Origin of the sequence: Escherichia sp. MOD1-EC5950 (assembly GCF_002965345.1) — a bacterium.
In the GTDB taxonomy this organism is placed as follows: Bacteria; Pseudomonadota; Gammaproteobacteria; order Enterobacterales; family Enterobacteriaceae; genus Escherichia; species Escherichia marmotae.
In genome coordinates this window covers 47,548-62,534 of record NZ_PTSR01000015.1, presented here as the reverse complement: position 1 = coordinate 62,534, position 14,987 = coordinate 47,548, and the positions used below count along the sequence as shown (strand labels likewise).

At 52.4% G+C, this 14,987-nt stretch carries 16 protein-coding genes; 10 read left to right on the top strand and 6 right to left on the bottom strand.

The genetic code is table 11. The annotated features are described in order from the left end of the window. Nucleotides 1–53 precede the first annotated feature (53 nt). From yidC to BEA93_RS26365, 5 genes are all read right to left on the bottom strand, one after another. Nucleotides 54–1,700 (bottom strand): membrane protein insertase YidC, encoded by a 1,647-nt coding sequence (gene yidC / locus BEA93_RS15340; protein WP_000378258.1) that lies wholly within the window; start codon nucleotides 1,698–1,700, stop codon nucleotides 54–56. A gap of 2 nt (nucleotides 1,701–1,702) precedes the next feature. Next, a complete protein-coding gene (gene yidD, locus BEA93_RS15335) occupies nucleotides 1,703–1,960 on the bottom strand; it encodes a membrane protein insertion efficiency factor YidD (RefSeq protein ID WP_001307474.1) in 258 nt (85 codons plus the stop codon). Beyond that, nucleotides 1,924–2,283, bottom strand: coding sequence for a ribonuclease P protein component (rnpA, locus tag BEA93_RS15330; RefSeq protein WP_000239730.1), 360 nt, complete (start codon nucleotides 2,281–2,283; stop codon nucleotides 1,924–1,926). Before rnpA ends, yidD begins: the two co-directional genes overlap by 37 nt. Nucleotides 2,284–2,299: 16 nt before the next feature. Further along, nucleotides 2,300–2,440, bottom strand: coding sequence for a 50S ribosomal protein L34 (rpmH, locus tag BEA93_RS15325; RefSeq protein ID WP_000831330.1), 141 nt, complete (start codon nucleotides 2,438–2,440; stop codon nucleotides 2,300–2,302). Nucleotides 2,441–2,678: 238 nt separating this feature from the next. Further along, nucleotides 2,679–2,750: a hypothetical protein gene (locus tag BEA93_RS26365; protein ID WP_122983130.1), complete on the bottom strand. Its 72-nt coding sequence runs from the start codon at nucleotides 2,748–2,750 to the stop codon at nucleotides 2,679–2,681. A 296-nt stretch (nucleotides 2,751–3,046) separates the two neighbouring features. On the opposite strand from BEA93_RS26365, the gene dnaA reads away from it, so the two are divergent. From dnaA to yidA, 6 genes are all read left to right on the top strand, one after another. Next, nucleotides 3,047–4,447, top strand: coding sequence for a chromosomal replication initiator protein DnaA (gene dnaA, locus BEA93_RS15315; protein ID WP_000059100.1), 1,401 nt, complete (start codon nucleotides 3,047–3,049; stop codon nucleotides 4,445–4,447). A gap of 4 nt (nucleotides 4,448–4,451) precedes the next feature. Continuing rightward, nucleotides 4,452–5,552: a DNA polymerase III subunit beta gene (dnaN, locus tag BEA93_RS15310; protein ID WP_000673456.1), complete on the top strand. Its 1,101-nt coding sequence runs from the start codon at nucleotides 4,452–4,454 to the stop codon at nucleotides 5,550–5,552. Beyond that, nucleotides 5,552–6,625 carry a DNA replication/repair protein RecF gene (recF, locus tag BEA93_RS15305; RefSeq protein WP_105224716.1) on the top strand — a complete coding sequence of 358 codons (1,074 nt, stop codon included), beginning with the start codon at nucleotides 5,552–5,554 and terminating at the stop codon, nucleotides 6,623–6,625. The genes dnaN and recF overlap by 1 nt, the downstream gene beginning before the upstream one ends. A 28-nt stretch (nucleotides 6,626–6,653) precedes the next feature. After that, nucleotides 6,654–9,068 carry a DNA topoisomerase (ATP-hydrolyzing) subunit B gene (gyrB, locus tag BEA93_RS15300; protein WP_000072079.1) on the top strand — a complete coding sequence of 805 codons (2,415 nt, stop codon included), beginning with the start codon at nucleotides 6,654–6,656 and terminating at the stop codon, nucleotides 9,066–9,068. A gap of 239 nt (nucleotides 9,069–9,307) precedes the next feature. Next, complete coding sequence (locus tag BEA93_RS15295) at nucleotides 9,308–9,706, top strand: YidB family protein (protein WP_000522197.1); 399 nt, start codon at nucleotides 9,308–9,310, stop codon at nucleotides 9,704–9,706. Nucleotides 9,707–9,820: 114 nt separating this feature from the next. Beyond that, nucleotides 9,821–10,633 carry a sugar-phosphatase gene (gene yidA, locus BEA93_RS15290; protein WP_061090992.1) on the top strand — a complete coding sequence of 271 codons (813 nt, stop codon included), beginning with the start codon at nucleotides 9,821–9,823 and terminating at the stop codon, nucleotides 10,631–10,633. 43 nt (nucleotides 10,634–10,676) lie between these two features. Here the strand turns inward: yidA and BEA93_RS15285 are convergent, their stop codons facing one another. Next, the gene (locus tag BEA93_RS15285) at nucleotides 10,677–11,333 is read right to left on the bottom strand and encodes a hypothetical protein (RefSeq protein WP_016249431.1); all 657 of its coding nucleotides are present in this window, start codon (nucleotides 11,331–11,333) and stop codon (nucleotides 10,677–10,679) included. Nucleotides 11,334–11,612: 279 nt separating this feature from the next. Here BEA93_RS15285 and dgoR point away from each other — a divergent pair, with 279 nt between their 5' ends. Genes dgoR through dgoD form a run of 4 tightly spaced genes read left to right on the top strand, consistent with a single transcriptional unit; the run spans nucleotide 11,613 to nucleotide 14,923 of the window. Then, complete coding sequence (gene dgoR, locus BEA93_RS15280) at nucleotides 11,613–12,302, top strand: D-galactonate utilization transcriptional regulator DgoR (RefSeq protein WP_001517430.1); 690 nt, start codon at nucleotides 11,613–11,615, stop codon at nucleotides 12,300–12,302. After that, the gene (gene dgoK / locus BEA93_RS15275; RefSeq protein ID WP_016249429.1) at nucleotides 12,299–13,177 is read left to right on the top strand and encodes a 2-dehydro-3-deoxygalactonokinase; all 879 of its coding nucleotides are present in this window, start codon (nucleotides 12,299–12,301) and stop codon (nucleotides 13,175–13,177) included. Before dgoR ends, dgoK begins: the two co-directional genes overlap by 4 nt. Further along, nucleotides 13,161–13,778, top strand: a complete 618-nt coding sequence (dgoA, locus tag BEA93_RS15270) for a 2-dehydro-3-deoxy-6-phosphogalactonate aldolase (RefSeq protein ID WP_001198729.1) — start codon at nucleotides 13,161–13,163, stop codon at nucleotides 13,776–13,778. The genes dgoK and dgoA overlap by 17 nt, the downstream gene beginning before the upstream one ends. Next, complete coding sequence (gene dgoD, locus BEA93_RS15265) at nucleotides 13,775–14,923, top strand: galactonate dehydratase (RefSeq protein ID WP_000705001.1); 1,149 nt, start codon at nucleotides 13,775–13,777, stop codon at nucleotides 14,921–14,923. The genes dgoA and dgoD overlap by 4 nt, the downstream gene beginning before the upstream one ends. The last annotated feature ends 64 nt before the right edge of the window (nucleotides 14,924–14,987 follow it).

The following is a 14,987-nucleotide window of genomic DNA, read 5'->3' as shown; positions in this document are numbered from 1 at the left end:
AAAGAAAAAAGGCGGTCAACTGACCGCCCTTATTTTAGCGAAAACTCACCGAATCAGGATTTTTTCTTCTCGCGGCTATGCAGGCCACGTTTTTCCAGACCACGGTAAATCAACTGCTGCTGGATAATGGTTACCAGGTTGCTGACGATATAGTACAGCACCAGACCTGACGGGAACCACAGGAAGAACACGGTGAAGATGACCGGCATAAAGGTCATGATCTTCTGCTGCATCGGGTCGGTCACGGTGGTCGGTGACATCTTCTGAATGAAGAACATCGTTACGCCCATCAGGATCGGCAGGATGTAGTATGGGTCCTGTGCAGACAGGTCATGGATCCACAGTGCAAACGGTGCCTGACGCAGTTCAACGGAACCCATCAGCATGTAGTACAACGCCAGGAAGATTGGCATCTGGATCAGCAGCGGGAAGCAGCCGCCCAGCGGGTTAACCTTCTCAGCTTTGTACAGCGCCATCATTTCCTGGCTGATACGCTGTTTGTCATCGCCCAGACGCTCACGCATGGCCTGAATCTTAGGCTGCAGCATACGCATCTTCGCCATGGAGGTGTACTGCGCTTTGGTCAGCGGGTACATGATGCCACGAACGATAAAGGTGATGATGATAATGGAGAAGCCCCAGTTACCCACAAAGCTATGGATCCATTTCAGCAATTTGAACAGCGGCTGAGAGATGAACCACAACCAACCGTAATCAACGGTCAGATCCAGATGCGGAGCAACTGCCGCCATTTTGTCCTGGATTTCCGGGCCAACCCACAGGGTGCTGTTCATCGCGCCAGTCTGACCAGGCTGAACCAGTACCGGCTGAGACTTATAGCCGATAGCGGCGATGCCGTTACCCAGATTAGCGGTATAGAAGTTGTTGGTGCCGTCGTTATGCGGGATCCATGCCGTCGCGAAATACTGTTGCAGCATCGCGACCCAACCACCTTTCGAAGAGATGTTCAGGTTTTCGTTGTCGGCAATAGTATCGAACTTGTATTTCTCGTATTTTTCGTCAGGCGTGGAGTACGCCGCGCCACGGAAAGTGTGCAGTGCGAAGTTGCTGCTTCCGGTGTCGAGATGCGGTGGCAGAGTGATGGATTGCTTCAACTGACCAAAGGTGGAGATCTCCAGCGGTTTTTCGCCAGCGTTCTGCACGTTGTAGTTGACGTTGACAGCGTAATCACCACGTTTCAGGACAAACGTTTTAGTAAACGTGTTGCCTGCTGCGTCGGTATACGTCATCGGCACCTGCAGTTCGTTTTGACCTTCGGCCAGCACATAAGCGTCTTTTTCGACGTTATACAGTGGACGCGGGCCGTTAGCCGGATTATCCGGGCCATCACGACCGGTCAGACCGCTCTGTGCCTGATAAATAAACTGCGGTGAGGTTTCCAGCAACTGGAACGGCTGGGTAGAGTTCAGCTCTTTCGGGTAAGCCGGCAGCAGAGCCTGCTCAACATCACCACCACGGGTGTTGATGGTCAGATCAAGCACGTCGGTTTTTACCGAAATCAGTTTCCCCTGGCCACTGGCCGGTACGCCCTGGTCGGCGGCGCTACCCGCTGCGGTGGTCGTTGTCTGCGTGGTCTGTTGAGCCTGAGGTTGCGGGTTTTTATCCTGCTCCCAGGCTTGCCAGATCATGAAAGACACGAACAGCAAAGCGATGACTAAAAGATTGCGTTGCGAATCCATCGTTAGTGTTCTCTGGTATCAAATGGTCCGGGCGGGACGGGATCGTCACCACCAGGGTGTAAAGGGTGGCATTTTAATACGCGTTTCACCGTCAACCAACTGCCTTTTATCACTCCAAACCTGCGCAATGCCTCAATTCCGTAGCTTGAACAAGTTGGAGTGAAACGACAATGCGGCCCGAGTAGCGGACTAATCAGGCGTTGGTAGACCCGAATGAGGGCTATCAGGACCCGCGAGCCAGGCGACAGTGGCGGCGCCATAATTTTTCCAACGCTTCCGAGAGAGCACGGTTATCGAGGTCGGCAACCCCTTTTTTCGCCACCACCACGAAATCCATAGCCGGGAGTTCATGTTGGCGTAGACGGAAGCTTTCACGCGTCAGACGTTTAATCCGATTGCGTTCATGCGCTCGTCGAACGTTTTTCTTGGCGACTGTAAGACCGATACGGGGATGCCCCAGCGAATTCAGGCGGCCGAGGATGGTGATTTGCGGCGTGCCAGCCCGTTGTGGCTGCTGGAAGACGAATGTGAATTGACTGGGAGTTAACAAGCGTAACTCCCTGGGAAATGCGAGCTTAACCACTCAGGGGTTAGCTTTATTACTTAGAAACGGTCAGACGAGCACGGCCTTTAGCACGACGACGTGCCAGTACCTGACGACCATTTTTAGTAGCCATACGAGCACGGAAGCCGTGAGAACGGTTGCGCTTCAGTACAGACGGTTGAAAAGTGCGTTTCATGGCGATTTCTACCTAAACTTGAATAAATTCAATGGCTTTATTGGATATCCGCCCGAAAACCGAACGATGGACACCGAAGCCATGGGTGATTAAAGAGGCCGGATTGTAATAATTGTACACTCCGGAGTCAATTCTCTTTCCTTATTTACCGCGCTTTTCCGCACCTTTTCACAGGGAAAAAGTACAACTATATACCGGTGAAAACCAGCATTACGCGCCGGGTGGAGGATTATACGGGCTACCGGATAAAGCGCAAGGATCGTCCAGGATCTTTATTAGATCGATTAAGCCTAATTTTGTCTATGGTCATTAAATTTTCCAATATGCGGCTTAAATCGTGCCCGCCTGGTGTCTGGATCGTTTACACTTAGCGGGTTCTGGATCATCCTGTGGATAAATCGGGAAAATCTGTGAGAAACAGAAGATCTCTTGCGCAGTTTAGGCTATGATCCGCGGTCCCGATCGTTTTGCAGGATCTTGATCGGGCATATAACCGCAGACAGCGGTTCGTGCGTCACCCTTATGCAGGGTCTTTTCGACGTGCGTCAACAATCATGAATGTTTCAGCCTTAGTCATAATCGACTTTTGTTCGAGTGGAGTCCGCCGTGTCACTTTCGCTTTGGCAGCAATGTCTTGCCCGATTGCAGGATGAGTTACCAGCCACAGAATTCAGTATGTGGATACGCCCATTGCAGGCGGAACTGAGCGATAACACGCTGGCCTTGTACGCGCCAAACCGTTTTGTCCTCGATTGGGTACGGGACAAGTACCTCAATAATATCAATGGACTGCTAACCAGTTTCTGCGGAGCGGATGCCCCACAGTTGCGTTTTGAAGTGGGCACAAAGCCCGTGACACAAACGCTGAAAGTCCCTGCCAGCAATACAGTTGCACCGGCTCAGGCTGCTCAGGTGCAACCGCAACGTGCTGCGCCTTCTACGCGCTCAGGTTGGGATAACGTTCCGGCTCCGGCAGAACCGACCTATCGTTCCAACGTTAACGTTAAACATACATTTGATAACTTCGTCGAAGGTAAATCTAACCAACTGGCGCGCGCGGCGGCTCGTCAGGTGGCAGACAACCCTGGCGGTGCCTATAACCCGCTGTTCCTTTATGGCGGCACGGGGCTGGGTAAAACTCACCTGCTACATGCGGTGGGCAATGGCATTATGGCGCGCAAGCCGAATGCCAAAGTGGTTTATATGCACTCCGAACGCTTTGTTCAGGACATGGTAAAAGCCCTGCAAAACAACGCGATCGAAGAGTTTAAACGCTACTACCGTTCTGTTGACGCGCTGCTGATCGACGATATTCAGTTTTTTGCTAATAAAGAACGATCCCAGGAAGAGTTTTTCCACACCTTTAACGCCTTGCTGGAAGGTAATCAACAGATCATTCTTACTTCGGATCGTTATCCGAAAGAGATCAACGGCGTTGAGGATCGTTTGAAATCCCGCTTCGGCTGGGGGTTGACTGTGGCGATCGAACCGCCAGAGCTGGAAACCCGTGTGGCGATCCTTATGAAAAAGGCAGACGAAAATGACATTCGTCTGCCGGGTGAAGTGGCATTCTTTATCGCCAAGCGTCTACGCTCTAATGTGCGTGAGCTGGAAGGGGCGTTGAACCGTGTTATTGCTAACGCCAACTTTACCGGACGGGCGATCACCATTGACTTCGTGCGCGAAGCGTTGCGCGATTTGCTGGCATTGCAGGAAAAACTGGTCACCATCGACAATATTCAGAAGACGGTGGCGGAGTACTACAAGATCAAAGTCGCAGATCTCCTTTCCAAGCGTCGATCTCGCTCGGTGGCACGTCCGCGCCAGATGGCGATGGCGTTGGCGAAAGAGCTGACTAACCACAGTCTGCCGGAGATCGGTGATGCGTTTGGCGGTCGTGACCATACAACGGTGCTTCATGCCTGCCGTAAGATCGAGCAGTTGCGTGAAGAGAGCCATGATATCAAAGAAGATTTTTCAAATTTAATCAGAACATTGTCATCGTAAACCTATGAAATTTACCGTAGAACGTGAGCATTTATTAAAACCGCTACAACAGGTGAGCGGTCCGTTAGGTGGTCGTCCTACGCTACCGATTCTCGGTAATCTGCTGTTACAGGTTGCTGACGGTACGTTGTCGCTGACCGGTACTGATCTCGAGATGGAAATGGTGGCTCGTGTTGCGCTGATTCAGCCGCACGAACCAGGGGCGACGACCGTTCCGGCGCGCAAATTCTTTGATATCTGCCGTGGTCTGCCTGAAGGCGCGGAAATTGCTGTGCAACTGGAAGGTGAGCGGATGCTGGTGCGCTCCGGGCGCAGCCGTTTTTCGCTTTCTACTCTGCCAGCGGCGGATTTCCCGAATCTTGATGACTGGCAGAGCGAAGTTGAATTTACCCTGCCGCAGGCAACGATGAAACGTCTGATTGAAGCGACCCAGTTTTCGATGGCGCATCAGGACGTTCGCTATTACTTAAATGGTATGCTGTTCGAAACCGAAGGTGAAGAACTGCGTACCGTGGCGACTGACGGCCACCGCCTGGCGGTCTGTTCAATGCCAATTGGTCAGTCTTTGCCGAGCCATTCGGTGATCGTGCCGCGTAAAGGCGTGATTGAACTGATGCGTATGCTCGACGGCGGCGACAATCCGCTGCGCGTGCAGATTGGCAGCAACAACATTCGCGCCCACGTAGGTGACTTTATTTTTACCTCCAAACTGGTGGATGGTCGATTCCCGGATTACCGTCGCGTTCTGCCGAAGAACCCGGACAAACATCTGGAAGCAGGCTGCGATCTGCTCAAGCAGGCGTTTGCTCGTGCGGCAATTCTCTCTAACGAGAAATTCCGTGGCGTGCGTCTGTATGTCAGTGAAAATCAACTGAAGATCACCGCCAACAACCCGGAACAGGAAGAAGCGGAAGAGATCCTCGACGTCACCTACAGCGGCGCGGAGATGGAAATCGGCTTTAACGTCAGCTATGTGCTGGATGTTCTGAACGCGCTGAAATGTGAAAACGTGCGCATGATGCTGACCGATTCAGTTTCCAGCGTGCAGATTGAAGATGCGGCCAGCCAGAGTGCGGCTTATGTTGTCATGCCAATGAGACTGTAATGTCCCTCACCCGCTTGTTGATCCGCGATTTCCGCAATATCGAAACCGCGGATCTCGCTTTATCTCCCGGCTTTAACTTTCTGGTGGGTGCCAACGGCAGTGGCAAAACCAGCGTGCTGGAAGCTATCTATACGCTCGGCCACGGCCGGGCGTTTCGCAGTTTGCAGATTGGTCGCGTCATTCGCCACGAGCAGGAGGCGTTTGTTCTTCACGGGCGTTTACAGGGCGCAGAGCGCGAGACGGCGATTGGCTTAACCAAAGACAAACAGGGCGACAGTAAAGTCCGTATTGACGGTACTGACGGGCATAAAGTTGCGGAACTGGCGCACCTGATGCCGATGCAGTTGATAACGCCTGAGGGGTTTACTTTACTCAACGGTGGCCCCAAATACAGAAGAGCATTCCTCGACTGGGGATGCTTTCACAACGAACCCGGATTTTTCACCGCCTGGAGCAATCTCAAGCGATTGCTCAAGCAGCGTAATGCGGCGCTGAGGCAGGTGTCACGTTACGAACAGCTCCGCCCGTGGGATAAAGAACTGATCCCGCTGGCGGAGCAAATCAGCGCCTGGCGCGCCCAGTACAGCGCCGGTATCGCCGCCGATATGGCCGATACCTGTAAGCAATTTCTCCCTGAGTTTTCTCTGACTTTCTCTTTCCAGCGCGGCTGGGAGAAAGAGACAGAGTACGCTGAGGTGCTGGAACGTAATTTTGAACGCGATCGCCAGCTAACCTACACCGCGCACGGCCCGCATAAAGCGGACTTACGCATTCGCGCCGACGGTGCGCCGGTGGAAGATACCTTATCGCGTGGGCAGCTTAAGCTGCTGATGTGCGCCTTACGTCTGGCGCAAGGAGAGTTCCTCACCCGTGAAAGCGGGCGGCGGTGTCTCTACCTGATAGATGATTTTGCCTCTGAGCTTGATGATGAGCGTCGCGGGCTGCTTGCCAGCCGCTTAAAAGCGACGCGATCACAGGTCTTTGTCAGCGCGATCAGTGCTGAACACGTTATAGACATGTCGGACGAAAATTCGAAGATGTTTACCGTGGAAAAGGGTAAAATAACGGATTAACCCAAGTATAAATGAGCGAGAAACGTTGATGTCGAATTCTTATGACTCCTCCAGTATCAAAGTCCTGAAAGGGCTGGATGCGGTGCGTAAGCGCCCTGGTATGTATATCGGCGACACGGATGACGGCACCGGTCTGCACCACATGGTATTCGAGGTGGTAGATAACGCTATCGACGAAGCGCTCGCGGGTCACTGTAAAGAAATTATCGTCACTATTCATGCTGATAATTCCGTCTCTGTACAGGATGACGGGCGTGGCATTCCGACCGGTATTCACCCGGAAGAGGGTGTATCGGCGGCAGAAGTGATCATGACCGTGCTGCACGCAGGCGGTAAATTTGACGATAACTCCTATAAAGTGTCCGGCGGTCTGCACGGCGTTGGTGTTTCGGTAGTAAACGCCCTGTCGCAAAAACTGGAGCTGGTTATCCAGCGTGAAGGTAAAATTCACCGTCAGATCTACGTGCACGGTGTACCGCAGGCACCGCTGGCGGTTACCGGCGATACCGATAAAACCGGCACTATGGTACGTTTCTGGCCGAGCCTCGAAACCTTCACCAATGTAACCGAGTTTGAATATGAAATTCTGGCGAAACGCCTGCGAGAGTTATCCTTCCTTAACTCCGGCGTTTCCATTCGCCTGAAAGACAAACGTGACGGCAAAGAAGACCACTTCCACTATGAAGGCGGTATCAAGGCGTTCGTTGAGTATCTGAACAAGAACAAAACGCCGATCCACCCGAACATCTTCTACTTCTCCACCGAAAAAGACGGTATCGGCGTTGAAGTGGCATTGCAGTGGAACGATGGCTTCCAGGAAAACATCTACTGCTTTACCAACAACATTCCGCAGCGTGATGGCGGTACTCACCTGGCGGGCTTCCGTGCGGCGATGACCCGTACTCTGAACGCCTACATGGACAAAGAAGGTTACAGCAAAAAAGCCAAAGTCAGCGCCACCGGCGACGATGCGCGTGAAGGCCTGATTGCGGTTGTGTCCGTGAAAGTACCAGATCCGAAATTCTCCTCCCAGACTAAAGACAAACTGGTTTCTTCTGAGGTGAAATCGGCGGTAGAACAGCAGATGAACGAACTGCTGGCAGAATACCTGCTGGAAAACCCAACCGATGCGAAAATCGTGGTTGGTAAAATTATCGATGCTGCCCGCGCCCGTGAAGCGGCACGTCGTGCGCGTGAAATGACGCGTCGTAAAGGTGCACTGGACTTAGCCGGCCTGCCGGGCAAACTGGCGGACTGCCAGGAACGCGATCCGGCGCTTTCTGAACTGTACCTTGTGGAAGGGGACTCCGCGGGCGGCTCTGCGAAGCAGGGGCGTAACCGCAAAAACCAGGCGATTCTGCCGTTGAAGGGTAAAATCCTCAACGTCGAGAAAGCCCGTTTCGATAAGATGCTGGCTTCCCAGGAAGTGGCAACGCTCATCACCGCGCTTGGCTGCGGTATCGGTCGTGACGAGTACAACCCGGACAAACTGCGTTATCACAGCATTATCATCATGACCGATGCGGACGTCGACGGCTCGCACATTCGTACGTTGCTGTTGACCTTCTTCTATCGTCAGATGCCGGAAATCATTGAACGCGGTCACGTCTACATTGCCCAGCCGCCGCTGTACAAAGTGAAGAAAGGCAAGCAGGAACAGTACATTAAAGACGATGAGGCGATGGATCAGTACCAAATCTCCATCGCGCTGGATGGTGCTTCTTTGCATACCAACGCCAGTGCACCAGCTTTAGCTGGCGAAGCGTTAGAAAAGCTGGTGTCTGAGTACAATGCGGCGCAGAAAATGATCGTTCGTATGGAACGTCGTTATCCGAAGGCGATGCTGAAAGAGCTTATCTATCAGCCGACGCTGACGGAAGCGGATCTCTCTGACGAGCAGGTTGTTACCCGTTGGGTGAATGCGCTGGTGACAGAACTGAACGATAAAGAGCAGCATGGCAGCCAGTGGAAGTTTGATGTCCACACCAATGCCGAGAAAAACCTGTTCGAGCCGATTGTTCGCGTGCGTACCCACGGCGTGGATACTGACTACCCGCTGGATCACGAGTTCATCACCGGTGGCGAATATCGTCGTATCTGCACGCTGGGCGAGAAACTGCGTGGCTTGCTGGAAGAAGATGCGTTTATCGAACGTGGTGAGCGTCGTCAGCCGGTAGCCAGCTTCGAGCAGGCGCTGGACTGGCTGGTGAAAGAGTCCCGTCGTGGCCTCTCCATCCAGCGTTATAAAGGTCTGGGCGAAATGAACCCGGAGCAGTTGTGGGAAACCACTATGGATCCGGAAAGCCGTCGTATGCTGCGCGTTACCGTTAAAGATGCGATTGCTGCCGACCAGTTGTTCACAACTCTGATGGGTGATGCCGTTGAACCGCGTCGTGCGTTTATCGAAGAGAACGCTCTGAAAGCGGCGAATATCGATATTTAATGGCATTAGCAATGCGAGCGTGCCTGATGCGCTACGCTTATCAGGCCTACAATACTCATGCAATATATTGAATTTTCATGATTTTGTAGGCCGGATAAGGCGGTTACGCCGCATCCGGCAAGAAGCTATAAGAAAAGGGCGGAGATGATCTCCGCCCTTTTTACTCCTGTAATCCGCAACTATCATCCCGCAGAACTATACTTTCTGAGTCAACACGTAACGCTTTACAGGTGATTATCATGGGACTTTTCGATGAAGTTGTCGGTGCCTTTCTGAAAGGCGATGCGGGGAAATATCAGGCCATTCTGAGCTGGGTTGAAGAGCAGGGCGGCATCCAGGTGCTGCTGGAGAAACTGCAAAGTGGCGGCTTAGGTGCCATTCTCTCAACCTGGTTGAGTAATCAACAGGGCAATCAACCGGTTAGCGGCGAACAACTGGAATCGGCACTGGGTACGAATGCAGTAGCCGATCTCGGGCAAAAACTCGGCGTAGATACCAGTGCTGCTTCCAACATGCTGGCGGAACAATTGCCGAAGATTATTGATGCGCTATCTCCGCAGGGCGAAGTTTCACCGCAAGCCAATAACGATCTGCTTTCCGCAGGCATGGAGTTGCTGAAAGGGAAACTCTTCCGCTAAGCAAAAGGGGAGCACGCAAGGCGCGTTGCATCCCCCTTTTCCCTCGGGTGTTGTACTGATTTTTGAGCGGAATCGCGTTAGCATGGGTCAGGAATCAATCTACCTGGGGAACTCATGGCTATCAAACTCATTGCTATCGATATGGATGGCACCCTTCTGCTGCCCGATCATACCATTTCACCCGCCGTTAAAAATGCGATTGCCGCAGCTCGCGCCCGCGGGGTGAATGTCGTGCTGACGACAGGTCGTCCTTATGCAGGTGTTCACAGCTACCTGAAAGAGCTGCATATGGAACAGCCGGGCGACTACTGTATTACTTATAACGGCGCACTGGTGCAGAAGGCCGCTGATGGCAGCACCGTGGCGCAAACAGCCCTGAGTTATGACGACTACCGTTTCCTGGAAAAACTCTCTCGCGAAGTCGGTTCTCATTTCCATGCACTGGATCGCACCACGCTATACACCGCCAACCGTGACATCAGCTATTACACGGTACATGAATCATTTGTGGCGACCATTCCGTTGGTGTTCTGCGAAGCGGAGAAAATGGACCCTGACACCCAGTTCCTGAAAGTGATGATGATTGATGAACCCGCCATCCTCGACCAGGCCATCGCGCGTATTCCGCAGGAAGTGAAAGAGAAATATACCGTACTGAAAAGCGCGCCGTACTTCCTCGAAATCCTCGACAAACGCGTTAACAAAGGCACTGGTGTGAAATCATTGGCCGACGTGTTGGGCATTAAACCGGAAGAAATCATGGCGATTGGCGATCAGGAAAACGACATCGCAATGATTGAATATGCAGGCGTCGGTGTGGCGATGGATAACGCTATTCCTTCGGTGAAAGAAGTGGCGAATTTTGTCACCAAATCCAACCTTGAAGATGGCGTGGCGTTTGCTATTGAAAAGTATGTGCTGAATTAATCAGTGGGCGGGCAAACTGCATAAACGCGTTTGCCCGCAGCGATTAACAATTTCTGGTCGTGCATAAAATCAGGAACTGGAGTGGTGATGTTACTATATCCAGCGTAAGAGTGACTGGCAGCAACGCGTTAGCGAGGCCGCGCGGGACGCCATCTGTTGTTTTGTACTTATAAAATCCCACTGTAAAGGGTTGATGGAAAACCATCACGTTTGAGTAATCCGCTTTTTTATTTTTCTGGTGGATAGAGCCTTTCAGGCCGTCCAGCATCCATGTACAACGCTGGGTATCACACACAAAGCCATATTGTGTCGCCAGTGCTTTATCTTCCTCATTATCCCAGTCGTAATAGAGCGTTATGGCACCAGAAAAATTCGTATCACCGCTGCTTAAAATAAATTTCGCGTTATCGGAAACGGTGATTCTTTCGCCATGAATTACCGGGTCGTTCAGCATTTTAACCACCTCATCGCCGCCGTTGGTCAACAGGTAGTCCAGCGACTCTCCAACAAAAACATAGCCTTTCGTACCGTTACTATCCTCTGCCAGCGATAGACCCTTAATCGTGTCTGAGCGCCATTGCTGGGCATGTGGAGAGCTTGCGGTATTGAAAACCAGTCCAGCGGTTAGACATCCGGTCAACGCGAATGCTAAAGAACATAAACAGGCTGCTTTAATAAATCCTTGAAAATTCAATTGCATGATTAATCCTTTAAACAAGAATACTAAGCCGTTGGAAGCATACCTTTATTTCCCCGGCTGTTTACTCCCTGACAACCCTTTTCAGATTTGTGCCTGATGGATGCCATTTTCTTATGTGTTGTTCTTTTTGTGATCTAAATTGTAGTACAACAATACATGTTTGTACTACATTACACGTACAGTAAACGCGAATATCATCATGCTGGTACTACAAAGTTGCCGCGTTATGCATCGATCGGGGTAAAGTAGAGCAGAACATACAGAGCACAAGGACTCTTCATGACTCTCAATAAAACCGATCGCATTGTCATTACACTGGGTAAACAGATCGTTCACGGTAAATATGTACCTGGCTCGCCGCTTCCGGCCGAGGCGGAACTCTGTGAGGAGTTTGAAACCTCGCGCAACATCATTCGTGAAGTGTTCCGCTCGCTGATGGCGAAGCGGCTGATTGAAATGAAGCGTTATCGCGGCGCATTTGTGGCACCGCGTAATCAGTGGAATTACCTCGACACTGACGTACTGCAATGGGTGTTGGAAAACGACTACGACCCACGGCTTATCAGTGCAATGAGCGAAGTGCGAAATCTGGTGGAACCGGCGATTGCCCGTTGGGCGGCAGAGCGCGCGACCTCCAGCGATCTGGCGCAGATTGAATCGGCGCTGAACGAGATGATTGCTAACAATCAGGATCGCGAGGCGTTTAACGAAGCTGATATTCGCTACCACGAGGCGGTACTTCAGTCGGTACATAACCCGGTGTTACAGCAACTTAGCATCGCGATTAGTTCGCTGCAGCGGGCAGTTTTTGAACGAACCTGGATGGGCGATGAGGCCAACATGCCGCAAACGCTTCAGGAACATAAGGCGCTGTTCGATGCGATACGGCATCAGGACGGCGATGCGGCAGAGCAGGCGGCGCTTACCATGATCGCCAGCTCGACACGAAGATTAAAGGAAATCACATGACAGCTCGCTACATCGCAATTGACTGGGGATCGACCAATCTGCGCGCCTGGCTTTATCAGAGCGACAACTGCCTGGACAGCAGGCAATCAGAAGCAGGCGTCACGCGCCTGAACGGAAAATCTCCGGCTGCGGTGTTAGCAGAAGTGATAGCAGGCTGGCGTGAAGAGAATACGCCAGTGGTGATGGCAGGAATGGTTGGCAGCAATGTTGGCTGGAAAGTCGCTCCTTATTTATCCGTTCCTGCCTGTTTCTCATCTATTGGTGAACAGTTAACGTCTGTTGGCGACAATATCTGGATTATTCCCGGATTATGCGTCTCTCATGATGATAACCACAATGTGATGCGCGGCGAAGAAACACAATTGCTTGGCGCGCGTGCTCTTGCTCCTTCCTCTCTTTATGTTATGCCCGGTACGCATTGCAAATGGGTGCAAGCCGATAGCCAGCAAATCAACGATTTTCGCACCGTGATGACCGGTGAATTGCACCATTTACTGCTAAATCAGTCATTGATTGGGGCTGGTTTGCCGCCGCAGGAAAACTCTGCCGATGCCTTCGCGGCCGGTCTTGAACGCGGCCTTAATGCTCCCGCCGTATTGCCGCAACTTTTTGAAGTTCGCGCCTCGCATGTGCTGGGAACGCTTCCCCGCGAACAGGTCAGCGAATTTCTCTCTGGTTTGTTGATTGGTGCTGAGGTCGGCAGTATGCGCGACGACGTGGCTCATCAACAGGCTATCACCCTTGTCGCCGGAACATCGCTGACCGTGCGTTACCAACAAGCCTTTCAGGCTATGGGTTGCGACGTAACGGCGGTGGCGGGCGACACGGCATTTCTGGCTGGTATAAGGAGCATTGCTCATGCAGTGGCAAACTAAACTCCCACTGATCGCCATTTTGCGCGGCATTACGCCTGACGAGGCGCTGGCGCATGTTGGCGCGGTGATTGACGCCGGGTTCGACGCGGTTGAAATCCCGCTGAATTCTCCCCAATGGGAGCAAAGCATTCCCGCAGTCGTTGAAGCATACGGCGACAAAGCGTTGATTGGCGCAGGTACGGTACTGAAACCTGAGCAGGTTGATACGCTCGCCAGGATGGGCTGCCAGCTCATCGTTACGCCCAATATCCATAGTGAGGTCATTCGTCGTGCGGTGGGTTACGGCATGACCGTTTGCCCCGGTTGTGCGACGGCGACCGAAGCCTTTAGCGCGCTCGAAGCAGGCGCGCAGGCACTGAAAATATTTCCGTCATCGGCTTTTGGCCCGCAATACATCAAAGCATTAAAAGCGGTATTACCGCAGGACATCGCGGTCTTTGCCGTTGGCGGCGTGACGCCAGAAAACCTGGCGCAGTGGATAGACGCTGGTTGTGCTGGAGCGGGCTTAGGTAGCGATCTCTATCGCGCCGGACAGTCCGTGGAACGTACCGCGCAGCAGGCAGCAGCATTTGTTAAGGCGTATCGAGAGGCAGTGCAATGAAAATTACCAAAATTACCACGTATCGTTTACCTCCCCGCTGGATGTTCCTGAAAATTGAAACCGATGAAGGCGTGGTCGGTTGGGGCGAACCGGTGATCGAGGGCCGCGCCCGCACGGTGGAAGCGGCAGTTCACGAGCTGGGTGACTATCTGATTGGTCAGGATCCATCGCGCATCAACGACTTATGGCAAGTGATGTATCGCGCCGGTTTTTATCGTGGCGGCCCCATTCTGATGAGCGCCATCGCCGGGATCGACCAGGCGTTATGGGATATCAAAGGCAAAGTGCTGAATGCGCCCGTCTGGCAACTAATGGGTGGCCTGGTCCGCGACAAAATCAAAGCCTACAGTTGGGTCGGCGGCGATCGTCCGGCGGATGTTATCGACGGCATTAAAACCCTGCGTGAAATCGGCTTCGATACTTTCAAACTGAACGGTTGTGAAGAACTGGGTCTGATTGATAACTCCCGCGCGGTAGATGCGGCGGTCAACACCGTGGCACAAATTCGTGAAGCCTTTGGTAATCAGATTGAGTTTGGCCTTGATTTTCACGGTCGCGTCAGTGCGCCGATGGCGAAAGTGCTGATTAAAGAACTGGAACCGTATCGCCCGCTATTTATTGAAGAGCCGGTGCTGGCGGAACAAGCCGAATACTACCCGAAACTGGCGGCGCAAACTCACATTCCGCTGGCAGCGGGGGAGCGCATGTTCTCGCGCTTCGATTTTAAACGCGTGCTGGAGGCGGGGGGAATTTCGATCCTGCAACCGGATCTCTCCCACGCGGGCGGTATTACCGAATGCTACAAAATTGCCGGAATGGCGGAAGCCTATGACGTGACTCTTGCGCCGCACTGTCCGCTCGGCCCCATTGCACTGGCTGCTTGCCTGCATATCGACTTTGTCTCCTATAACGCCGTACTTCAGGAACAAAGTATGGGCATTCATTACAACAAAGGCGCGGAGTTACTCGACTTTGTGAAAAACAAAGAGGACTTCAGCATGGTCGGCGGCTTCTTTAAACCGCTAACGAAACCGGGCTTAGGCGTGGAAATCGACGAAGCCAAAGTCATTGAGTTCAGTAAAAATGCCCCGGACTGGCGTAATCCGCTCTGGCGTCATGAAGATAACAGCGTAGCAGAGTGGTAATTCCTGCCACGTAAGCCCCTCATCGGGCACTAAAACAGCAATACAAAAATATAACCCTCTGTAA